The following is a 22,915-nucleotide window of genomic DNA, read 5'->3' on the forward strand; positions in this document are numbered from 1 at the left end:
GTGACTGTTTACAACAGTGTTTCGGAACTCGTCGGCAAAACACCCCTCCTGCGTCTCAAGCACGCCAGTGAGCGCACCGGTGCTGAAATCCTCGCCAAGCTCGAATACTTCAACCCCGCCAACTCGGTGAAAGACCGCATCGGCGTTGCCATGATCGACGCCGCTGAGGAAAGCGGTCAGCTCAAGCCCGGCGGCACGATCGTCGAAGCCACCTCGGGCAACACCGGCATCGCCCTGGCCATGGTCGGAAGCTCGCGCGGCTACCGCGTTGTGCTGACGATGCCGGAATCCATGTCGATGGAACGTCGCGCTCTGCTGCGCGCATTCGGCGCTGAACTCGTTCTGACCCCCAAGGCCGACGGCATGAACGGCGCTGTCAGCAAGGCCAAGGAAATCGCTGAAGAAACCGGCGGTCTGCTGGCTTCGCAGTTCGCCAACCGGGCCAACCCCGAAAAGCACTACGCCACCACCGGTAAGGAAATCCTCGAAGACGCCGGCACGGTCGACATCTTCGTTGCCGGCATCGGCACCGGCGGCACCATCACGGGTGCTGGTCGCGCTCTGCGCGAAGCCAACCCGGACGTGAAGATCGTCGCTGTCGAACCGGAAGCTTCACCTCTTCTGTCCGAAGGCCAGGCTGGACCCCACGCCATTCAGGGCATCGGCGCGAACTTCGTTCCCGAGGTTCTCGACACCGAGCTCTACGACGAAGTTCAGGCAATCGGCAACGAAGAAGCTCTCGAGGCTGCACGCCGCGTGGCTCGTGAAGACGGCACGCTCGTGGGCATCAGCGCAGGTGCTGCTCTTGCGGCAGCCGAAAAGGTTGCGTCGCGTCCGGAAAACGCCGGCAAGAACGTCGTCGTCATCTTCCCGGACCTCGGTGAGCGCTACCTGTCTACGCCGCTGTTCCAGGAATACATGCACTGATGAGCCGACTCCTCAAAGGTGCGCTGCTGGCCGGCAGCGCGGCACTCAGCACGGCCGCCGCGGTCGGTTTGTCTAAGCCGAACGTGCGGGCGACTGTGCGCGAAGACCTCGACAATGCCCGCCGCCGTGACCCCGCGGCGACGAACGATGTTGTCACTGCGCTGAGCTACCCGGGCCTGCACGCCATTTGGGCGCACCGGGGGATTCACCGACTGTGGAACAGGCCCGGTGGCAAGGCTCCCGCGCGTCTGCTTTCGCAGGCTGTGCGAGCGTTGACCGGTATTGAAATCCATCCGGGTGCAACCATCGGCCGGAGGTTCTTCATCGACCACGGCAGCGGTGTTGTTATTGGTGAGACAGCTGAAATCGGCGACGATGTCATGCTGTACCACCAGGTGACCCTTGGCGGGACGTCCACCGAGGCCGTCAAGCGCCACCCCACCATCGGCAACGATGTGCTCATTGGCGCCGGAGCTGTTGTGCTGGGGCCGGTTGAGGTTGGCGATGGTTCTTCGGTCGGTGCGAACGCTGTCGTTGTGGGCGATGTTCCGGACGGCACGATCGCCGTTGGCATTCCCGCCAAGATCAAACGCCCCAAGGAGCGCCACGTCCCCACCCACGGCGAGGTGGAACTGGTCGATCCGGCCATCTGGATCTGATCTTGACGCGGTTTTGTGAGTGGGTCACGCGGTGAGGTGACTCATTTCAGCGGCTGTGGCCCCTGTCTTTCGGCAGGGGCCGCAGTCGTTTGTGGGATCGAACCAACAGTCCAGCATCAAGGTGACGGCCCCGGGGGAGTGGTGCGGCGCCTCGTCATTGCGCCCTGCCACACGCTTTAGCAACGAAAACTCCCGTTAGCAGCGGTTGTTAAGGCGCGGATTCCGGCTAACGGGAGTTTGCGTGTGGCTAAGGCGCGTATTCCGGCTAACGGGTGGCTCGCCGGAATGAACTCACGAGGTGGAGATCAGGCTGACCTGCTGGGTCGGGAATTTTCCCCGGCACCTCCCCGTTAGAATGGTTGACAGTTCAATTAACGCCCCCTGAGCTTAGGAGCACACTGTGGAATTCGGAATCTTCACGATCGGTGATGTCACCCGCGATCCCGTGAACGGCACAATCCCGACCGAGCACGAACGGCTGATGAGCACCGTGAAGATCGCCGAACACGCAGAAGCCGCCGGTCTCGACGTCTTCGCAACCGGTGAGCACCACAACCCGCCGTTTGTCGCCCCGGCCAACCCGACCGTCCTCTTGGCGCACCTGGCCGCGCGGACCGAGAAGATCCACCTGAGCACCTCGACGACTCTCATCACCACCAACGATCCCGTCCGGCTGGCCGAAGACTACGCCTACCTGCAGCACCTGGCTGGCGGACGCATCAGCCTCATGATGGGCCGCGGCAACACCGGACCCGTCTACCCGTGGTTCGGTCAGGACATCCGTGAAGGCATCCCGCTGGCGGTCGAAAACTATGCCCTGCTGCACCGCCTGTGGCGCGAAGAGAACGTCAACTGGGAAGGCCGTTTCCGCACGCCGCTGCAGGGCTTCACGGCAACTCCGCGCCCTCTGGAGGGCATCCCGCCTTTCGTATGGCACGGCTCCATCCGCTCGCCCCAGATTGCCGAGCAGGCTGCCTACTACGGCGACGGCTTCTTCCACAACAACATCTTTTGGCCCACGTCACACACCGCGCGCATGGTCAACCTCTACCGCCAGCGCTACGAGTACTACGGACACGGCAAAGCTGAACACGCGATCGTCGGATTGGGCGGGCACGTGTTCATGCGCAAGAACTCACAGGACGCGGTCAATGAATTCCGCCCCTACTTCGACAACGCTCCCGTATACGGCCACGGGCCAAGCCTGGAAGAGTTCTCCACCCAAACTCCGCTGACAGTCGGCAGCCCGCAGCAGGCCATCGAGCGCACCCTCAGCTTCCGCGACTGGGCCGGTGATTACCAGCGCCAGCTGTTCCTCATCGACCATGCGGGCCTGCCGGAGAAGACCGTGCTCGAACAGATCGACATCCTCGGCGAAGAAGTCGTCCCTGTCCTGCGCCGCGAATTCGCATCCATGCGCGAGCCTGGCGTTCCGGAAGCGCCAACGCACGAATCACTCAAGGCGCGTCGCGCAACAGGAGAAGACCCCATTCCCGGTGGCGGACCGAACTCGAAGGCGGCCCAGGAACGTGCACGCGCCGCCGAAGAACACCAGGAGGGCTGACCGTGAAGATCACAGCGCTGACAGCCTCGCTGTCCGAATCGAGCACCAGCAACAGGCTGGCGCAGAGGATCCTCGACGCAGCGGCAGAGCTAGCAGCAGAAGCCGCGCCAGAAACCGCGGCAGCAGACCCACAAGCGACAGCCCTAATCGAAACCGAGATCATCAACCTGCGCGAGTTCTCCCACCAGCTGGTCGATTCGATGCTCACCGGGGTGCCATCTGACGAGCTCGACGAGGTCTACGCCAAACTGCGCACCTCCGACGCCGTCGTGCTCGCAGCGCCCGTCTACAACGCGACACCCATCGGTCTGCTGACCATGTTCCTCCAGCTGTTCCCCGAAGCCGGCCTGCGCGGCATCCCCGTTCTGCTGGCCTCAACCGGCGGCACCGCCCGCCACTCCCTGGCCATGGATCAGCACATTCGCCCCGTCATCGCCTACCTCAAGGGGCTCGCGCTGCCGACCGCGGTCTTCGCCGCCACCGACGACTGGGGGCTGCCGGAAGAGCAGACCGGTATGCGCAGGCGGATCGAGGCGGCAGTCGAGGAACTGCTGGAGCTCGCCTCGGGAAGTGGGCAAGGTGCCGGAAACTCACGAGGTGCCAGCACCTCGGGCGCCCACGGCACCTCGCGCCGTGTGGAACCGGTCGATGAGTTCGACCCGAACACCATCACCCCGTTCGATCAGCTGCTCGGCCGCTGAACCGGGGCAGGCGAGCGGCACCCAGCCGCAGTCAAACGAGAAGCTGAGCTCCACCTCGGGAGCCCCGCCTCGGGAGCCGCGCCCCGTCAACCCAACCAGCCCTGTCCGCCTTGTGAACTGGGCCCGGACGAAACTCAGCCAGGCTGACACAATGAGGCCATGAGCACGATCACAAAAATCGCCTTTCCGGACCCTGACCTTCTTGACGATGTGCGCTCGCGTCTGAGCGAAAGCGCCCGCAGCGCTTTGGACCTGCGCGTGTGGTCGGCTGAACATCCGGACTCCGACCCAGCGGATCTTGACGCGGTGATCCTGCCCTATCTGGGTGCGGAGGCGACCGTCGCGAAACTCGATGACATCAACGACCTCAAACTCGTCCAGGCGCAGACCACCGGCTACGACGTGGTCAACCACCTGGTCGGCAAGGTCACCGTCACCACCGGCGCGGGAGCGCACGCGGCAGCGACTGCGGAGCTTGCCGTCGCCCTCGTACTGGCGCGGCTGCGGGGACTCGACGAGGCCGCTCGAAACCAGCTGACCGGCACGTGGGATCACCAGCGTCGCCTGTCCCTGGCCGACCGGAAGGTCACCTTGCTGGGAGTCGGTGGGATTGGTGAGGAGATCCGCCGCCGCCTGGAGCCGTTCGAAGTCGAGATCACCCGCGTGGGCAGCCGCGCCAGGGAAGACGAACACGGCACGGTCTACGGCAACGATGACCTTGCCCAGATCCTTCCGAACACGGAAGTGCTCATCATCGTCACGCCACTGAACGAACACACCGAAGGCATGGTGGACGCGGAATTCCTCGCGCAGCTGCCCGACGGTGCGCTCGTGTGCAATGTGGGCCGCGGCAAGATCGTCGACACCGACGCTCTGCTCGCTGAACTCGAATCGGACCGACTGCACGCCGCGCTTGACGTTGTCGACCCCGAACCGCTGCCGGAGGACCACCCGCTGTGGAAGGCGCCCAACACGCTCATCGCCCCGCACGTCGGCGGCAACACGAGCGCTTTCTTCCCGCGGATCCTGGGGATCCTCACGGAGCAGCTCGAGCGGATTGCCGCGGGCGAGGAGCCGCTCAACAAGGTCTGAACCTGCTGGTACGCACCCCGCCTGTCCGAATAGTGCACACGTTCTCCAGCATGTGGACAAGAGGATCTAGACTGCGCTTATGAGCGAAACACCAGATATCAAGCCGCGTTCGCGCGACGTAACGGACGGACTCGAGCGCGCCGCTGCCCGCGGCATGCTGCGGGCAGTTGGAATGGGCGACGACGACTGGGAAAAGCCGCAGATCGGCGTGGCCAGTTCGTGGAACGAAATCACCCCCTGCAACCTCACGCTGGAAAAGCTTGCCGGGTTCGCCAAAGAAGGTGTCCACGCTGCCGGCGGCTACCCGCTGGAGTTCGGTACGATTTCCGTGTCCGACGGCATTTCGATGGGCCACGAGGGCATGCACTATTCGCTGGTGAGCCGCGAGATCATCACCGACTCGGTCGAAACCGTCTTCGGTGCTGAGCGCCTGGATGGCTCCGTTCTGCTGGCCGGCTGTGACAAGTCAATTCCCGGCATGCTCATGGCGGCAGCTCGCCTGGGCCTGTCGAGCGTGTTCCTCTACAACGGCTCGATCATGCCGGGTACTGCAAAGCTGTCGGACGGCACCGAAAAGGAAGTCACCCTCATCGACGCCTTCGAGGCGGTCGGCGCCTGCCGTGCCGGCAAGATGACCGAAGCTGACGTCGACGCCATCGAGCGCGCCGTCTGCCCTGGTGAAGGTGCATGTGGCGGTATGTACACCGCCAACACGATGGCCTCGGCCGCCGAAGCTATGGGCATGTCTCTGCCGGGTTCGGCAGCTCCGCCGGCCATTCACCGCAACCGCACGCTGTTCGCCCGCGCATCGGGTGAAGCGGTTGTTGAGCTGCTGCGCCGCGGCATCACCACGAAGGACATCATCACCTACGAATCGATCTGCAACGCGATTGCAGTGACGATGGCCTTCGGTGGCTCGACCAACGCGGTGCTGCACCTGCTGGCAATCGCCCACGAAGCCGGTGTTGACCTTTCGCTCGAGGACTTCAACCGCATCGGCGACAAGGTTCCGCACCTGGGCAACGTCAAGCCCTTCGGTGACTACGTCATGAACGACGTCTTCAAGATGGGCGGCGTTCCCGTGGTCATGAAGGCTCTGCTGGACGCTGGTCTGCTCGAAGGCGACTGCATGACGGTCACCGGCAAGACGGTTGCCGAGAACCTCAAGGCCATCAACCCGCCGGACCCGGACGGCAAGATCGTCCGCGCTATGAGCAACCCCATCCACAAGACCGGTGGTCTGACGGTGCTCACCGGTTCGCTGGCACCGGAGGGTGCGGTCGTGAAGTCGGCAGGCTTCGACGCCGACGTCTTCGAGGGCACCGCGCGCGTCTTCGACCGCGAACAGGCCGCAATGGACGCCGTTCTGGAAGGCAAGCTCAAGGCCGGCGACGTCATCATCATCCGCTACGAAGGCCCCAAGGGCGGCCCGGGTATGCGCGAAATGCTCGCCATCACCGGTGCCATCAAGGGTGCGGGCATCGGCAAGGACGTTCTGCTCATCACCGACGGTCGCTTCTCGGGTGGTTCCACCGGCCTTTGCATCGGCCACGTCGCACCGGAAGCCGTTGACGGCGGACCGATCGCCTTTGTCGAAGACGGCGACAAGATCACCGTCGACATCGCCGCCCGTTCGATCGACCTGCACGTCGATCAGGCCGAACTCGACCGTCGTCGCGAAAACTGGACGTTGCCGGAGAACCCGCGCCTGCACGGCACGCTCGGCAAGTACGCCAAGCTGGTCCGCTCGGCCGCAGTCGGCGCCGTCACAACGGACTGAGTCACGTCAGGGGAGTGCCACACACGCTCCCGAGGTGCCTGCTGAGCACCGCTGAAAACTGAAGTACGCGAAAGGGGCACAGGTGGAAACCTGTGCCCCTTTCGCATGCCCTGATGCTTCTGACCGATGAAAGTCGGGCGTCTGGCCTGCTGAAACGCGATTCACAGAGAACTTAGGTAATGCTAACCTCATTAGGTCAGGAAACCCTGACCTAATGATTTCGGGCCCTCAAGGCGGCTGACTCATCGGCGGCCAAAAGGGGCACTCACAGAAAGCAGTACATGAAAACTCAAGCGACATCGTGGCCGAGACGGGCTGCTGCATCAGCGGCCTCCGTTCTCTTGGCCGCGACAGCACTCGCGGTCGGCCAAGCGAGCCCGGCCACAGCGGCTCCCGCTGACGACGTGCTTACATGGACAGGGGCCACGGGGGCTGCAACAGGGTCAGCTGTCTCGCAGAGCTCCTGCGATTTCACCGGCGACGGCAAACACGACATAGTCACCAGTGCGTGGATGTGGGACCGTTTGGGCACAAGCTCAGTAGGCGTGGCCTACGTCATTCCAAACGGCGCGAAGCAGGGGCAACTCGATGACCCGACAACGGGTGTCATCAGAATTGAAGGACCTTCGGAGGAGAACGCGCTCGTCGGCTTCAGCGTCAACTGCGCCGGTGATGTCAACGGCGACGGAATCGACGACATCATCGTCACGCAGTTCACCAAGTCGCGGGCATACGTGGTCTTCGGCAGCAGAGAGTCCGAGCACATTCAGCTGGACCACCTGGGTGATCGCGGTTTCATCATCGCCAGCAAGCAGAATGACAGGACTGGCTACTTTGCAACCGGCGTCGGTGATATCGACGGCGACGGCAAGGACGATGTCGCAGTCATTTCGCTGACTCGCAACAGCAGGGCCGGTGCGGCGACCGTGGTCGCTGGAAGCGACGACATCGCAACCGTAGAGATTCCTGATTCCAAGCGGATCATCGCCACAATTGACGGTGCGCCGGAACAGGGGCTGTCGACAATCGCCCCGGCCGGAGATGTCAACGGCGACGGCAAGCCCGACCTCGTGCTGGGCGGCTATGTTGCCAATCCCGCTGGCTATGAGGGAAGCGCCCACGGCATGGCGTGGGTTGTATTCGGCCATGTCAGGGGTGAAGTCAAGCTCGGCGAAGACTTCGAAGGCTTCACCGTCAACGGACCGGAGCGCGGACGCGACCGCTTGGGCATATCTGTTGCCTCCGCCGGCGATCTCGACAACGACGGCAAAGACGACCTGATCATCGGTGCTGACGGCGCACCGGGTGCGGGGCCAGACAAGCGCAACGGCGCGGTTGCGATCGTCCGCGGTGCCGACTCCAAGCAGACAGTCACCACTGACCCGGCGGCCACTGACGGCAAGTCAGTCGCAGCTGACGGCAAGGACCGCGGATGGTGGATCGACGGTGGTGAAGACGCTGGCAGCTTCGGCTTTGCGGTGTCCGCACTGCCGCCGCAGAAGAAGGGCAGCTCCGGCACGCTGGTCATCGGCGACTACTCGGCGAACCGCGCATGGGCGCTCGATACCCGCGCGCTCAATGCTCCGCGGATCTCTGTTGATGATGTTTCAGACGACTACATTTCCGTTATCAAGGGCGAAGCCAAAGCCGAGCGCCTGGGACGCGGCGTCGGAGTCGTCGAAGGGATGAACGGCCGCAATGGTCACCAGTTTGTGGCCGGCGGCGATGGAATAGGAAGCATCGGAACCATGAGAGTAGCAGATCTGCCTGCCCAGGGTCCGACCGACGACGAACCTTCGGAAGCTCCTGATCCGGAAGAAGAGCCGACAGAAGACAGTACACAGACCTCTGATCCCGCGGAGGGAACTCAGCAGCCAGAAGCCCCCGGAGACGATGCCGATACCGACACAGGAGCACCCGAGGGATCTGAACCAGAAGACGACACCGGTTCTTCAGGCAACTCTCGTGAGAACGGTGCAGGTGCCGGTTCAAGCGCCGACGCCGGTGAAGGGGCAGGTGCTGAAGCCCAGCAGCAAGGCGGCAACAACAGTCCGCTGCCGCGTACGGGAGCGCAGTTTGCAGGTGCGCTCGCCGCAGGTGCCGCTCTGATCGCCTTCGGCATTACCGCAATCATGCTGTTCCGCAGGAGGACAAAGTGAAAATCAATCGAAAGACGGCCGCCGCAGCCGCATTCAGTGCTCTTCTGGCTTTGTACGGAGCTACCGCCGCAGCCGCTGAGCCTGCCGCGACCCCCTCGGAGGAACCGACAGAACAGGAGCGCACACCGGCTGAGGAGACAACTCCCACTGCCGAACCGTCGCCAACAGGCACTGCCGAACCCAGCGCACCGGCAGATGACGACGGCAGTGATGACCACAGCACAGCAGATGCGCACCACGGTCACGAAAACCATGACGACGGCGATCGCAAGACATACGGCTGGGAGCCGTCGGAGTACGACACGTGCCCAGCCTCGCTGCACGATGAATACACGGTGACAGGGCCCGACGGCAAGCGCTACGACTCGTGGCACCCGACTTCCGCGGTTGACCCGGCTACCGGAAAGAAGTGCACCTTCGGCCATGAGCACGGAGACGATCCGCGCACTTCCGATATCTACGAGTGGGCTGTTAAGAAGACCGGTGACAAGGCAACCGGCATTCCGTTCAGCTACGCAAACGAAGTTTCGGCAGTGGCCGCCGAAGAGCACGGTTCAGTGCCTCACCGTCACGAAGACCACTACGGACACAAGTTCGTTGTCCGCAACAACGTCAAGCAGGTGAGGGCAGACCGAGCAGGCTATGCGCGTGACGCGTCCGGCAAGCCGATCGAATGCGACTACCTGATGAAGGTGCACCAGGGGTCCCACTCAAAGGACGCTCTGAGCAACAATGCCCACGAATTGTTCTACGCGGTTCGCTGCAGTGATGGGACCGAAATGGCCGTCACGACGTTGACGCCCTTCGGCCAGCCGAACGAATACATCCGCAACTGCACGGACGAAAAGGTGCAGACCAGCGGATCCGATCTGCCGGGTGCAAACACCGGTGCGCGGCGAATTCCTGATGAAAAGTGCGTCAATGCCAATGTGCTCAACGGTCCGAAGACCAGCGATGTGTGGGGGCTGTACGAATTGTGGGAGTCGGACACGACGATCGCGGATCCAAGCGGCAAGACAATCGCCCGCTTCGACCCCTGGTTCGGTGTGCGCAACCCGTCGCGCTTTGCCTCAGGCGGTGAGGCAAAGCCGGTCTCCCAGCTGTTCGACAGCGACAAGACGGTCGGCTGGCCGTGGTCGACGATGTCCGGTGCCCTTGACCAGAAGGACCCGTCCTCGCCGTTCAACGGAGCACAGCGCGATGTCTATGTTCAGAACTCGACGGTCGACAACAGCGGCGGGTCGGAGTTCATCTACACGGACGCCTACGGTAAGAACAGCTCGAGCAGCGAATTCACCGGTTCGATCCGACAGTACGTTTCGACGACTTCGAACACATCGCTGCCAGAACTCGAACGCAGGGCTTTCGGATTCAACACCGACTACGGAGCTCCTGGAACCGGTGTTCACGCGCCGAACTGATGCCCCTGGTCGGGTTGTACTCGGAGCCGTCACGACGGACTGAGCCACGTCAGGGGAGCGGTGCACACGCTCCCGAGGTGCCTGCTGGGTGCCGCTGAAAACTGAAGTACGCGAAAGGGGCACAGGTGGAAACTTGTGCCCCTTTCGCATGCCCTGAATCCTCTTGGCCCAGCCGTCGTCCGGCATGGGGGTCGTCCGAGGTGTCGCGCACCCAAGGTGCCAGGGGCGCGGGCGCTGGCAGGCGCCTCGGCGGCGGTTCCGGCAATCGACGTGATGGAATTCGTAATCAGACTGTGACCAGGTAACTGAGATACAGCTCACAGAAACAATGGCAATTCAGCTATGATTCTTCGCATGTCGCAGAGCGTTTATGCATCTAAATGGTACGTAAACGCGCATGCGATGGTGTTTGATCGTGGGCTGCTCATGCAATGACATATGCGGTGTGGCGCCGAGTAACGACGCCGCGCAAGACAATGACCGCCACTACGGCCAATGGGGGCCGCGGGAGACGAGCGTAGATGAACTCACTCATCATCATGTTTATTGGCCTGGTAATGATCCTGGCCGGCTATTTTCTATACTCCAAGTTCCTCGCCAAGAAGGTCTACCAGCTTGACGAGCACGCCATCACCCCCGCGCACGCGCAACGCGACGGCGTCGACTTCGTGCCCACCAACAAGTGGGTGCTGTGGGGGCACCACTTCACCTCGGTAGCGGGTGCGGCGCCCATCACGGGTCCTGCTGTCGCCATGATCTGGGGCTGGCTGCCGGCATTCCTGTGGGTGACCATCGGTACGGTGTTCTTCGCCGGCATGCACGACTTCGGTGCGCTGTGGGCCTCGACCCGTAACAAGGGCCGCACAATCGGCGACCTGGCCAAGCGCTACATCGGTGGTCGGGGCTCGCTGCTCTTCACCGTCGTTATCTTCCTGCTCATTATCATCGTCAACGCGGTGTTTGCCTCGATCATCGCCGGCCTGCTCGTCACCACACCGACCGCAGTCATCCCGACCTGGGGTGCGATCGCCGTCGCGCTGTGCATCGGCCAGGCTATCTACCGCCTCAAGTGGAACTTGCCGATCGTCTCGATCGTCGGCGTCGTCGTTCTCTACGCGCTCATCATCCTGGGCGACAAGTTCCCGATCGTCCTGCCCGAAACCATCATGGGCATGTCCGCACAGGCGTTCTGGATCGTCGTCCTCTTCCTCTACGCGGGCGTCGCCTCGCTCTTGCCGGTGTGGATGCTGCTCCAGCCGCGTGACTACATCAACGGCCTCCAGCTGTTCATCGGCCTGGGCATCCTCTATGCCGCGATCATCATCTCCGCGCCGACGGTCCTCCTCGACCCGGTGGCTTCGGAACTGCCCGCCGGCCAGGCACCCATCTGGCCGCTGCTCTTCGTGACCGTCGCCTGTGGCGCGATCTCCGGCTTCCATGGCGTGGTCGCCTCGGGCACCTCGTCCAAGCAGCTCGACAAGGAAACCGACGCCCGCTTCGTTGGCTACTTCGGTGCTGTGGGCGAAGGCCTGCTCGCGCTCGGTACGATCATCGCCGTGTCCTCCGGCTTCAAGGCCATGGGTGACTTCCAGGAGGCTTACGCGAACGGCGGAATTGGCGCTTTCGTCGCCGGCGGTGGCAACATCCTCAACGAGGGACTCGGCATCCCGCTGAGCTTGTCCGCAACGGTCCTCGCGACAATGGCCATCCTCTTCGCCGCAACGACGATGGATACCGCCGTGCGTCTGCACCGCCTCATCATCGCGGAAATCGGCGCGCAGATGGGCGTGAAGATCACCCCGGTCGTCGGCACGATCATCGCGCTCGCCCTGGGCCTCGGCCTGGCATTCGGTGCGGGTGAGGGTGGAGCCGGCGACGGTGGCATGATCCTGTGGCCGCTCTTCGGTACGACAAACCAGATCCTGGCGGTGCTCACGCTGTCCGTCCTGGGCGTCATGCTGTTGCGCAAACGCAGGCCGGTCCTGCCGATTCTCATCCCGCTCCTCTTCGTCTTCACCATGACGTTCTGGGCACTGGTGATCCAGCTTGGGGAGTTCTTCGCCACGCAGAACTGGCTACTGCTGGGCTTCGGCTCCGCGATCTTTGTGGCCGCGCTCTGGACCGTCATCGAATCGGTGTCGTCCATGGTTAAGGCTGGACGGAGCGATCCCGAACCCGAAGGCGAGGATCCGGTCGAGCGGCGCACCGTCGCCGATTCCCCGCAGGAAACCGGCTCCAAGTGACCGATAACTCGCCCCAGCCTGCGGGCTGTGATTCGTCGGGCGGGCAGGCGTCCCAGAACGGGACGCCTGCCCGCCAGGACGGTGGGTTGCGATGCCGCGTCGAACAGCTTCGGCGCGGCATCGCGGCATTCACCGAGGGGCTCGGAGAGTACTACTACGGCCCCTACCGACAGGCCCTCGCTCGGGCTCAGCGCGACGAGGATGACCTATTCATGCTCTACGTGTGTGGCGAGGCACTCGGAATCCCCAACCCCGCCAGCGCCTACACGATGGAGCTCTACCCGATCGTGCTCGAGGAGTTCCACGCCTGGCATACCCGCATGGGCATGGACCGCCCGCCCACGGATGGCATCAAGTGTTGTTAGGAGGAGGCCACTAGCATGACCTTGCGTGAACTCGTGTCTACGCGGCGGGTGCTCTTCTTCGGAGGCAAGGGCGGCGTGGGCAAGACGACGTGCGCCGCGACCGTCGCTCTTGACCAGACTCGAGGTGGCCGCCGGGTGCTGCTCGTGTCGACCGACCCGGCGCACAACCTGGGCCACCTGTTCGGACGGACAATAGGCGGTTCGCCGGTGGGGTTGGCGGACAACCTCGATGCCCTCGAAATCGATCCCGAGCGTGCCGCGAAGGAACACATCGAGGCGATCGGCGAACACCTGTACGGACTCGTCGCTGATGGAATGCGCGGTGAGGTGACGCGCTACCTGCGAGCAGCGGCGGCCGCGCCCGGTTCGCACGAGGCCGCGCTGCTCGAGCGTGTCGCAAAGCTCACGCGGGACGGCCTGGAGCGCTACGACCTCATCGTCTTCGATACCGCGCCGAGTGGCCACACGTCGCGGCTGTTGTCCCTGCCCGAGGCAATGGCGCAGTGGACGGATGCCTTGCTGGAGAATCGTCAGCGATCCGACAAATTCGGTCGGGCGGTGCGTGCCATGGGTGGCAATCCAATGACTGGCGACGAGGGGAGCCCGAAGGCACGTCGCGAGCGGCGCATCCGCCACTTGCTGTACGAACGGCGCGAGCTGTTGTCGTCCCTGCGGACCACCTTGCAGGACGAGGCGGTCACGGGGTTCGTCGTGGCGCTCGCCGCAGAACGTCTTCCCGTGCTCGAGACGATCGAGCTGCGCGATCAGCTCGCGGAATCGCACGTAGGAGTGCTGGCATACGTCGTGAACAAGCGCTCGCCCGCCGGTGCGGGGGAGCTCCTCGAGGCTCGACGCGCGATGGAGGAGCAGTGGGTGTCCCACCTGCGCGCCGAGGTGGGTGCGGATGCCGTTATTGCGCAGACTCCGCTCCTGCCGGCCGAACCCGTGGGGCTGGACGCCCTCGCGGAGTTCGGCGAGCTGCTCTTTGCCTAACTCTCGCCCGTACATTGAGGGTGTGTGCCGCAACGTGAGGGTGTAGATTCTTACCTGGGGTACGGAGTCAGTCCTCGTCGGGAATGTCGGCCGGGTCAGGTTCCTGGGTCTTGGTGCGGCGCACGGAGATGATCGCCCACACGATCGGAATGAGGGCGACAGCACCTCCGCTGAACAGCCCGCGGGACAGAGGCGTGGTGCCGTCGCGGCTGAAGTTGTCGGCAAGACCCTGAGTGATATCGGGTACAGGGATGACGGGCTGTCCGGTGGTCAAGTGGAACACGATTCCGAACAACAGTGCGGCAACCATGACGCCCATAATCACGTGGGGCCACACCAGCTGGCCCAAGGTGCCCTTGGACAGCAGCTTGTCGACCTGGACACCGTGACGTTCGGCGTAGAAGTAGATGGCAAACGACGGAATCGACGAAAGGACCAGCAGGACGGCGGCCCAGACTTCGTTGCCGGTCAGTGCGAGTCCGGCGGCAACCGCGCTTGACGTGTAGACGCCGACGATGGCGCCAAACGACGTTGCCTGCAGCAGAATGCGGGCTTCGCGTTCATCGCCCATGGTTGCGGAGTCATAGCCCATCATCCGCTACGAAGGCCCCAAGGGCGGTCCGGGTATGCGAGAAATGCTCGCCATCACGGGTGCGATCAAGGGTGCCGGAATCGGCAAGGACGTTCTGCTCATCACCGATGGTCGCTTCTCGGGCGGTTCGACGGGTCTGTGCATCGGCCACGTCGCTCCGGAAGCCGTTGACGGCGGACCGATCGCCTTTGTCGAAGACGGCGACAAGATCACCGTTGACATCGCCGCTCGTTCGATCGACCTGCACGTTGATCAGGCCGAGCTTGACCGTCGTCGCGAAAACTGGACGCTGCCGGAGAACCCGCGTCTGCACGGCACGCTGGGCAAGTACGCCAAGCTGGTCCGCTCAGCCGCAGTCGGAGCCGTCACCACCGACTGAATCCGCTAGGTAGTGCCGAACGACCCGCTGAGTGTGCGGATCTGATTTGGTTTGCGAGGCAGACGAAAGGCGGGGCCTGCTGCAGTGCAGGCCCCGCCTTTCTGTGTGCTGGGAGGCAGCCTCCGCCTCGTCCGCCGTTGTGGGCAAGTGCCGGGGCCACCAACGGATCCGTAGGGGTCCCCGGCATCTGCTTGTGTCAGCGATTGTGACCCGGGCCGTCAGTCCTCATCCGGGATGTCGGCGGCGTCGCGGCGGTCGCGCTTGGACAGGAACGCGGGGCGCAGCACCAGGAGGAGCACTGCGGTCAGCCCTACGCCTGCGGCAAGTCCTATGAGCAGCGTCTGGGCAGTTCCCGCGCGGTCCTCCGAGGCGGTCTGCGCGACATCTGCCGTGGTCGGTCCCACGACCTCAACGAACGGGCCGCCGGTGAACAGTGCCCACATGGCGCCGAACACCATGGCGGCAACGATTGCGAGTCCGATGAGGCTGGGCACGATCTTCTGCGTGCGCGTCGCCCGAGCGTACGGGTCTCCGTAGGGGACGCCGTGTGCCTTCATGTAGGCGATGACGGCCACCGCGGGGACGCCGGTCGCGAACAGTGCGACCACTGCCCAGAACACCAGACCGCACAGCGCTAGCAGCGCTGCCAGGGCGATGCCCGCGTAGATGCCCATGTGCGCGGCGAACGTGTTGGCCCTCAGGTAGATGTCGCGCTGGCGCTCGTCGCCCATGCCGGTGAGGCCGAAGACTGCGTCGATGTTCTTAGTGGGAGATGGGGCTGCCGAGGCGCCGCCCGCCTCCCGCTGGAAATTCTGCGAGGTAGTCATGACATACCTTCTTTCAGTCTTCGTCGGGAATGTCGGCAGGGTCGGGTTTCTGGGTCTTGGTTCGACGCACAGAGATGATCGCCCAGACGATCGGGATGAGCGCGACAATACCGCCTCCGATCAACCCACGGGAGAGGGGTGCGGTATGGCCGTTGCTCATATTGTCGGCAAGGCCCTGCGAAACATCGGTCACGGGGATGACGGGCTGTCCGGTGGTCAAGTGGAACACGATTCCGAACAGCAGTGCGGCAACCATGAGGCCCATAATCATGTGGGGCCACACCAGCTGGCCCAAGGTGCCCTTGGACAGCAGCTTGTCGACCTGGACATCGTGACGTTCGGCGTAGAAGTAGATGGCAAACGACGGGATCGACGACAGCACCAGCAGGACGGCGCCCCATGCGCCGGTGCCGGTCAGCGCGAGTCCGGCGGCAACGGCGGTTGCCGTGTAGACGCTGACGACCGCGCCGAACGACGTTGCCTGCAGCAGAATGCGTGCTTCGCGTTCATCGCCCATCGTCGCGGAGTTGTAGCCCATCATCCGGTCAATACGAGGTGTCGGGGAGTTCGTCATGAGTTGTCCTCCTGTGCGGTGGGAAAAAGATTTTCGACTGTGCTGTTCAGCAGCTGTGCGATTGACAGTGCTAGGTAGACGCTGGGGTTGTAGTCGCCGCGTTCAATCGAAATGATCGTCTGCCGCGACACACCCGCCTTTGCAGCCAGCTGAGCCTGTGTGAGTTCGGCAAGCAGTCTGGCGCTTTTCACTTTCGGCTTGGGGTGTGTGCTCATTTGTCCTCATGTCTAGTTTGTTTGACACAAGGTTAAGGAAACTAGACATAGCATGTCAAGCAAGCCTGACATAAAGGCAAGAATCTTTGACATTGAGGGTCTATGCAAGCGTCCCGAACCACAGCGGAAGACCAGTGACGCGCGCCCGGACCTGGCACCTCGTCAGCCCAAGCGGGAGCTCTACAGGAGTGAGTCTTTCCAAGCAGCGTGAAGATGAGCGAAGCGTCCCTCGCCGGCAATGAGCTCGGCGGGAGTGCCGTCTTCGACAATCCGGCCGGCATCCATGACAAGAACACGGTCGGCGATTTCGACCGTCGACAGGCGGTGGGCAATGATGACCGCTGTCCGGCCGGCGAGGATCGTCTCGAGTGCCCGCTGCACCAACTTCTCTGATGGCACATCCAGGTGAGCCGTGGCCTCGTCAAGAACGAGCACTGCAGGGTCGGCCAAGAACACGCGCGCAAAGCTCACCAGCTGACGCTGCCCGGAGCTCAAACGCCCGCCGCGTTTGCGCACATCCGTGTCATAGCCATCCGGCAGACTCTCAATGAATTCGTCCACACCGACGGCGCGTGCGGCCGCGCGGACTTCGTCATCAGACGCATCGGGGCGGCCGATCCGAATATTGTCGGCAATCGTTCCGCCGAACAGGAACGATTCCTGCGTGACCATGACAACGGCTTTGCGCAGATCAGCATCCGCAATGTCCCGCAGGTCAACTCCATCGAGTCTCACCTCGCCTTCAAGCGGATCGTAGAAGCGGGTCAGCAGCTTCACCAGCGTTGACTTGCCAGCACCCGTTGCGCCCACGAGCGCGACCGTCTGCCCGGCCGGCAGACGCAGATCAAAGCGGGGGAGCACATCCTGTCCGTCCCCGTACGCAAAGCGAACGGCATCGAAGACAACCTGGCCGTCGGCCTCGACAGTCTGGGGAGAGGCAGGATCAGTAATGGTGGGTTCGACCTCGAGAACAGCCGTGATTTTCTCCAGGGCCGCCTGCGCGGACTGGTACATGTTGAACGTCTGCACGAGCTCATCAAGTGGGGCGTAGAAGCGGCGCACATAGAGGACGAACGCGGCGAGCACACCCACTTGCGTGTGCCCGCTGATCACAAGCCACGCACCCAGGAGGATGATCGCGAACTGCGAAAGGTTGCCGATCAGCCGGGTCAGCCCGGCAAAAGTTGCCACTCCTCGCAGAGCGTCGGTGTTCGCCTTGCGGTAATCGTCATCGTGGGCAGACAGACTGGATTTGCGCTGCGGCTGCCGGCGGAAAGTCTGAACAGCGCGGATGCCGCCCATGGACTCCGTGAAGTCGATGATCACCTTGGCAATCGACGTGCGCGTCCGCCGGTAGGCCGCGCGCTGTGAGCGCTGAGCCGCACGGGTGACGAAGTACAGCGGGATGAAGCCGGCGAAGGTGACCAAGGCCAGCGGGATGTCGAGGAAGATGAGAATCGCTGCGATGACCGCCATCTGCACGACCCCGGAAATCGTTGAGATGAGTGAATAGCCGAGGAACTCCTGCACCGACTCCATGTCGGATGACTGCCGGGACACCAGCCGGCCTGAGCTCTGCTTTTCGTGATAGGCGATGTCGAGTTTCTGCACGTGGTCGAACAGGCGACCGCGCAGAGTCACCATGATCTTCTGGCTGACGATCCCAATGCCACGGGTAGCTGCCCAGGAGGCAGACGCACCAAGAACCACAAACGCCGCGAACAGGCCCACGTTGGTCCACAGGGGGCCGAAATCGCCGTTCGTCGCGGCGGGCAGACCGTGGTCAAGGGCGCGGGCAATGAACACCGGGCCGAGCGTGCCGGCCGTGGCGAAGAACAGGACCAGCAGGGTCAGCACGATGAGGATCCCGCGGTAGGGCCGGACCAGCTGCAGGAGGAGCGCGCGAGAGCGTTTCGAAATGCCCTCCGGAAGGGCATCAATGTCCGAGGTGGAGGTCACGGTGTCGCTCATGCCTGCGCCCCCATGAGGTTGCGGTAGGTGGTCGAGTTGGCCGTGAGTTCGCGGTGGGTGCCGGTTTCGACGACCGTGCCGCCGTCCAGCACAGCGACCCTGTCCGCGAGCAGGGCGGTCGACGGGCGGTGGGCCACGACAATTGTTGTGGAGTCCGGCAGCACCTCGGCCAGAGCGCGCTGCACACGGTCTTCCGTGTCGACGTCAACGGCTGAAAGCGGGTCGTCCATCACAAGCACGCGCGGCTTGCCGATGATGGCCCGCGCCAGGGCCACACGCTGGCGCTGACCGCCGGAGAGGCTCAGCCCCTGTTCGCCGACCTGCGTTTCCAGGCCGTCGGGAAGTGCCTGCACAAAGTCCCACGCGGCGGCAATGCGCAGCGCCTGCTCGATTTCGTCCTCACTGGCTCCGGGTGCGCCCATTTCGACGTTCGCCCGGATGGTGTCAGAGAACAGAATGGGGTCTTCAAAGGCGAACGACACCAGGCCCCGCAGGGCGTTGAGCGGGATGTCGCGGATGTCCCAGCCGTCAATCGTGATGGCACCGGAGGTGACATCGTGAAGGCGCGGGATGAGTGAGACAACCGTCGACTTACCCGATCCCGTGGGCCCCACGAGCGCCAGCGTTTCACCGGGTTCAACGGTGAGGTTCACATCGTGCAGCAGCGGGCGCTCGCCATCGTCGAAGGTGAATCCGACACCCGCGAACTCCAGCCGGCCTTCGGCGGACGGTACGGCGGCTGCATCGTCGATTCCGCCAGTGGGGTCTTCGATGCCGATGTCTTCATCGAGCACTTCCCAATATCGCTGTGCGGCGGTGATGCTGATGAGGAAGTCGGCCAAGAGGAAGCCGAGCATTTCAATCGGCATCCGCAGAATCCACGTGATTGTCAGCGCAGCAACAACCTGGCCGATGGTCACCCAGCCCTCAAGCACACCCCACGCGCCCAGGCCCAGCATGATGACCTGCGCGGCGGCCGGCAGCATCTGCATCGTTGCCCACATCCAGGAGTCGAGCTTTGCCAGGCGCACCTCGTAGCCGGCCAGACGGTGGGAGAGTTCAGAAAACCTCTGCGAAGCCCACGACGACCGTCCAAAAGAGCGCAGAATCCGAATGCCGAGAATCGACTCTTCGACGTTTGTGGTGATTTCGCCCATCGTGTCCTGAGATGCCCGCGAGGTCCGCCGATACCGGCCCTCCAGAAGGGCGACGGCGCCCGTCAGTGGGATGGCCATGCCGATCACAGTGAGCCCGAACAGCGGGTGAATGAGCCACAGCATGACGGTGCCGATGACGATCGTCACTGGAGTGACCAGCATGAACGGCCCGCCGAAGGCAAAGAAGCGCCGCAGCTGCGACATATCCTGCGTGGCCCGGGACAGCAGCTGGCCCGAATCCCACGCGTCGTGCCTGCCGACCCGCAGATACAGAAGGCGGGAGAACAGCCGACCGCGCCACGTGATTTCCCATTCCGAAACCACCCCGGCAACCAGCCGGCGGCGCGCCCACAGGGCAGACGCCTCGGCGATTCCGACCGCCAGAATCGCGGCCGCAGGCCATCGCAGGCCGGCGGGGTCGCGGTGGGCAATCGGGCCGTCGATGATGTGGCCCGTGAGCATCGGGGTGGCCAGTGAAATTGCGTTGGCAATGAGCGTGAGCACCATGACCAGGGAATACACCCATATACGGGCGCGGATGTCTGGCCAGAATCGAAGGAGTGCTCGCATTTGATTCAGCTTATAGGCGCTTCAGCTTGGTGAGAACCTCTGCGTGGGGTGAATGCGGGAACATGTCGACTATTCGGACGATTTCGGCCCTGTAGCCGGGCATGTTCGCAAGGTCCGCCGTCAGGGTGCGCGGATTGCAGCTGGAGTAGATGACGGTTGCAATGCCGGAGTTCTCAATCCACTGGCTCATGGGCTTGCCGAGCCCACGCCGGGGCGGATTGACGATGAGCAGATCGGCCGGCTCGCTCTGCTCGCGAGCCCACGTGAACGCGTCTTCCGCTGTGAACTCGACGCGGTCTTCAACTTCCGGGTGCTCACTCACGAGGCGCCTGGCGGCTTCCTGGGCCCGCTCGACTGCTTCTGGGTTGAGTTCGGCTGCGTGGACGCGGACCTGCGGTGAGGCGAGTGCCGCGTGGAGGGCAAAACCGCCGACACCGCAGTAGAGGTCCCACACGGTGAGGGGAGAGGTGGGGTTCGCTGCGGTTTGGTGCGTGGCGGCGTGTGCTTCTGCGGCGTCGGCAATCCACTGGCGGACCGTCCGGTAGAGCTCGCCGGCAACAGCCGTGTTCGTCTGGAGGAAGGACTGCGGGCCGGGCAGGAGCGTGACATCGCCCTGAGTGACCGGCAGGGAGCGCTCGCCGTGCAGGTGGATTTCCGTGGGGCCTTCGATGATGGCCGTGTGCTCAGGGTTGATGTTTGCGCTGATGAGCGCGATGTTCGGGAGTGCTTGCAGCAGGCGCGGCAGTTTTTCTTTTAGGCGCGGCAGGGCGCTTTCGGTGCGCAGGACAAAGCGGATGGCAAGCCGGCCGTCATCGCCTTCAGTCACGATGACGTATTTGAGTTCTCCCTTGCGCGCACGCACCCGGTAGGGCGGGATCTGTGCCGCTTTGATGATCGACGGAATCGCCTCCAGGGCGCGGTGGATGGCGGGGGAGTAGAGCGGGCAGTCTGATAGGTCGATGCCTGCGAAGTCTTCATCGAGAATCCCGAGTGTGGGTTCGTTGACGGTGCCGCCGACGGCCATTTTCGCGGTGTTGCGGAAACCGGAATCCGCGCTGGTAATGGGGTCTGCGAAAACCGCGTCGGGGCTCCTGTCGGCCAGGGCGTGTTCGATGTTTGCGGCAAGTTCGCGTTCAATGCGTGTCAGCCGCTGGTCGGTTGGGACCTCGATAAGCGAGCAGGTCCGGCAGCGGTCGGCAGCGTAGTGGGCGCAGAACATACAGCAATCCTAGGCGCTGTGTCAGACCCTGCTGTTAGTGTTCGAACACCCGGAAGGAAGAGCGCTATGACACACTCGCCGCGGAAAACGGAAGACTCCAAACGCCGCCTGTCCATACTTGTGGCTGCCTTCGGCACGATCGTCGAATGGTTCGACTTCTCCGTGTTCTTCTACGTGTCGGTCAACTTGGCACGCGTGTATTTTCCGGGGCAGGAAAACTCCCTGCTGCTGACTTTGGGAGTTGGCGCGGCAGGCTTCTTCTTCCGACCGCTGGGTGCCATGGTCTTCGGACATTTGGGCGACAGGGTCGGCAGGCGTGCAGCGCTTGTGGTTTCGGCAATTCTCATGGCGGTGGCCATGTTCGGAATCGCCATTACGCCCGGCTACGAACAGATCGGCATATGGGGCGGAATCATCATGATTTCCCTGCGCTGCCTGGCGGGCTTTTCCGTCGGTGCCGAATACACCGGCATCATGGTCTTCCTCATGGAAACTGCCAAGGAGGGCCGTCGTGGTTTGGCCGCCAGCTGGGCGGCTGCGAACTCCGAGGTTGGTGCGCTCTTGGCCGTGGGCTCCGGTGCGCTGCTGGCCAATCTGCTGACCCCAGACCAGATGGACTCCTGGGGGTGGCGCGTGTTGTTCATCATCGGCGGTGTTCTGGCGGCTGTGATGATTCCGCTGCGCAAACACCTGGAAGAAACCGACACCTTCAAGAAGGCCCAGGACAGCGGAGCCAACTCGGGTTCACCGCTGCTCGACGTTCTGCGCCGTCACCCTAAGGCCGTCATCGTGGCGTTCCTGGTGTCGTCGGTCGGATCTGTGTCTTACTTCCTCAACATCACCTACGTGCCCACGTTCCTCGAAACCGTTGTCGAAATGGACGGGGCGGGGTCACTGGCCTTCGGCACGATTGCCGGCGTGGCCGCCATCATCGTCACACCCCTGATCGGACTGGCCTCTGACAAGTTCGGCAGGCGGACCATGTTCGCGGCTCTCAGTGCGGTTCTGGCGCTTACAACAATTCCCGCCTACGCGCTGCTGTCCCACGCCAATCCGACAACCGCAGCGACTGCCGCCGCGTTCCTCGCGGTTCCCGCTGCCGGATGGTCGGCTGTTGCCGCTGCCGCGATACCCGAACAGTTCACTGCCATCGGCCGCTTTTCCGGTATGGCGATCGGCTTCAATACGGCCACCGTGGCCTTTGGAGGGCTGTCGCCGATCATTGCCGCCAGCCTCGTTCAGGCCACCGGCTGGAATCTTGCTCCGGCCGGCTACGCCACTGCCATCGTGTTGGCCGCCGGGATTCCGGCACTGCTGCTCATGCGCGAACGCGGCCACGCACCCTTGGCGGACATCGATGCGGACCGCGGACATCCACCTCGTGTCTCAGAAAATGGACAATCCGTATCCGCAAATTGACATTGCTGACGTGGCCTAGTTCACTAGGTCACATGTTCACCGATGTCATTGTCCTTATTAGCAGGCGCGCGAGGTAATCCCTCCCAGC

The 22,915-nt window shown here is 63.3% G+C and carries 19 protein-coding genes and 1 pseudogene; 13 read left to right on the top strand and 7 right to left on the bottom strand.

The window, feature by feature from the left end:
* From cysK to Bravens_RS00510, 11 genes are all read left to right on the top strand, one after another.
* Positions 1-927, top strand: a complete 927-nt coding sequence (gene cysK / locus Bravens_RS00460; protein WP_062019361.1) for a cysteine synthase A — start codon at positions 1-3, stop codon at positions 925-927.
* Positions 927-1,586: a serine O-acetyltransferase EpsC gene (gene epsC, locus Bravens_RS00465; RefSeq protein ID WP_061943377.1), complete on the top strand. Its 660-nt coding sequence runs from the start codon at positions 927-929 to the stop codon at positions 1,584-1,586. The genes cysK and epsC overlap by 1 nt, the downstream gene beginning before the upstream one ends.
* 400 nt (positions 1,587-1,986) lie before the next feature.
* The gene (locus tag Bravens_RS00470) at positions 1,987-3,150 is read left to right on the top strand and encodes an LLM class flavin-dependent oxidoreductase (RefSeq protein WP_062019363.1); all 1,164 of its coding nucleotides are present in this window, start codon (positions 1,987-1,989) and stop codon (positions 3,148-3,150) included.
* Between the two features lie 2 nt (positions 3,151-3,152).
* Positions 3,153-3,851: an NAD(P)H-dependent oxidoreductase gene (locus tag Bravens_RS00475; protein ID WP_062019365.1), complete on the top strand. Its 699-nt coding sequence runs from the start codon at positions 3,153-3,155 to the stop codon at positions 3,849-3,851.
* Between the two features lie 159 nt (positions 3,852-4,010).
* Entirely contained in the window at positions 4,011-4,943 is a 933-nt protein-coding gene (locus Bravens_RS00480) for an NAD(P)-dependent oxidoreductase (RefSeq protein ID WP_062019366.1), read from the top strand.
* 79 nt (positions 4,944-5,022) lie between these two features.
* Positions 5,023-6,723, top strand: coding sequence for a dihydroxy-acid dehydratase (ilvD, locus tag Bravens_RS00485; protein WP_062019367.1), 1,701 nt, complete (start codon positions 5,023-5,025; stop codon positions 6,721-6,723).
* Between the two features lie 281 nt (positions 6,724-7,004).
* Positions 7,005-8,882 carry an FG-GAP repeat protein gene (locus Bravens_RS00490; RefSeq protein WP_082790943.1) on the top strand — a complete coding sequence of 626 codons (1,878 nt, stop codon included), beginning with the start codon at positions 7,005-7,007 and terminating at the stop codon, positions 8,880-8,882.
* On the top strand, positions 8,879-10,303 hold the full coding sequence (locus Bravens_RS00495) for a hypothetical protein (RefSeq protein WP_062019369.1): 1,425 nt from the start codon (positions 8,879-8,881) through the stop codon (positions 10,301-10,303). The genes Bravens_RS00490 and Bravens_RS00495 overlap by 4 nt, the downstream gene beginning before the upstream one ends.
* Before the next feature lie 521 nt (positions 10,304-10,824).
* On the top strand, positions 10,825-12,546 hold the full coding sequence (locus Bravens_RS00500; RefSeq protein WP_062019371.1) for a carbon starvation CstA family protein: 1,722 nt from the start codon (positions 10,825-10,827) through the stop codon (positions 12,544-12,546).
* The gene (locus Bravens_RS00505; RefSeq protein WP_342341613.1) at positions 12,543-12,911 is read left to right on the top strand and encodes a cory-CC-star protein; all 369 of its coding nucleotides are present in this window, start codon (positions 12,543-12,545) and stop codon (positions 12,909-12,911) included. The genes Bravens_RS00500 and Bravens_RS00505 overlap by 4 nt, the downstream gene beginning before the upstream one ends.
* 15 nt (positions 12,912-12,926) lie before the next feature.
* Positions 12,927-13,904, top strand: coding sequence for an ArsA family ATPase (locus Bravens_RS00510; protein WP_062019373.1), 978 nt, complete (start codon positions 12,927-12,929; stop codon positions 13,902-13,904).
* Between the two features lie 67 nt (positions 13,905-13,971).
* Here the strand turns inward: Bravens_RS00510 and Bravens_RS00515 are convergent, their stop codons facing one another.
* Positions 13,972-14,496 (bottom strand): hypothetical protein, encoded by a 525-nt coding sequence (locus Bravens_RS00515; protein WP_062019375.1) that lies wholly within the window; start codon positions 14,494-14,496, stop codon positions 13,972-13,974.
* Between Bravens_RS00515 and Bravens_RS00520 the strand changes: the two are divergent.
* Positions 14,495-14,875: pseudogene (locus Bravens_RS00520) on the top strand (dihydroxy-acid dehydratase); the annotation flags it as partial. The gene Bravens_RS00515 and the pseudogene Bravens_RS00520 sit on opposite strands and share 2 nt — an antisense overlap.
* A 218-nt stretch (positions 14,876-15,093) precedes the next feature.
* Here the strand turns inward: Bravens_RS00520 and Bravens_RS00525 are convergent.
* From Bravens_RS00525 to Bravens_RS00550, 6 genes are all read right to left on the bottom strand, one after another.
* Positions 15,094-15,702, bottom strand: a complete 609-nt coding sequence (locus Bravens_RS00525; RefSeq protein WP_061943344.1) for a hypothetical protein — start codon at positions 15,700-15,702, stop codon at positions 15,094-15,096.
* Positions 15,703-15,715: 13 nt separating this feature from the next.
* Positions 15,716-16,276: a hypothetical protein gene (locus tag Bravens_RS00530; protein ID WP_062019377.1), complete on the bottom strand. Its 561-nt coding sequence runs from the start codon at positions 16,274-16,276 to the stop codon at positions 15,716-15,718.
* Positions 16,273-16,491 (bottom strand): helix-turn-helix transcriptional regulator, encoded by a 219-nt coding sequence (locus tag Bravens_RS00535; protein ID WP_062019379.1) that lies wholly within the window; start codon positions 16,489-16,491, stop codon positions 16,273-16,275. The genes Bravens_RS00530 and Bravens_RS00535 overlap by 4 nt, the downstream gene beginning before the upstream one ends.
* A 180-nt stretch (positions 16,492-16,671) precedes the next feature.
* Positions 16,672-18,462, bottom strand: coding sequence for an ABC transporter ATP-binding protein (locus Bravens_RS00540; RefSeq protein WP_062019382.1), 1,791 nt, complete (start codon positions 18,460-18,462; stop codon positions 16,672-16,674).
* The gene (locus Bravens_RS00545) at positions 18,459-20,189 is read right to left on the bottom strand and encodes an ABC transporter ATP-binding protein (protein ID WP_062019384.1); all 1,731 of its coding nucleotides are present in this window, start codon (positions 20,187-20,189) and stop codon (positions 18,459-18,461) included. Before Bravens_RS00545 ends, Bravens_RS00540 begins: the two co-directional genes overlap by 4 nt.
* Before the next feature lie 10 nt (positions 20,190-20,199).
* The gene (locus Bravens_RS00550; protein WP_062019387.1) at positions 20,200-21,408 is read right to left on the bottom strand and encodes a methyltransferase domain-containing protein; all 1,209 of its coding nucleotides are present in this window, start codon (positions 21,406-21,408) and stop codon (positions 20,200-20,202) included.
* 66 nt (positions 21,409-21,474) lie between these two features.
* Here Bravens_RS00550 and Bravens_RS00555 point away from each other — a divergent pair, with 66 nt between their 5' ends.
* The gene (locus tag Bravens_RS00555) at positions 21,475-22,827 is read left to right on the top strand and encodes an MFS transporter (RefSeq protein WP_062019390.1); all 1,353 of its coding nucleotides are present in this window, start codon (positions 21,475-21,477) and stop codon (positions 22,825-22,827) included.
* Positions 22,828-22,915 lie beyond the last annotated feature (88 nt).

Source organism: Brevibacterium ravenspurgense, assembly GCF_001584615.1.
Taxonomy (GTDB): Bacteria; Actinomycetota; Actinomycetes; order Actinomycetales; family Brevibacteriaceae; genus Brevibacterium; species Brevibacterium ravenspurgense.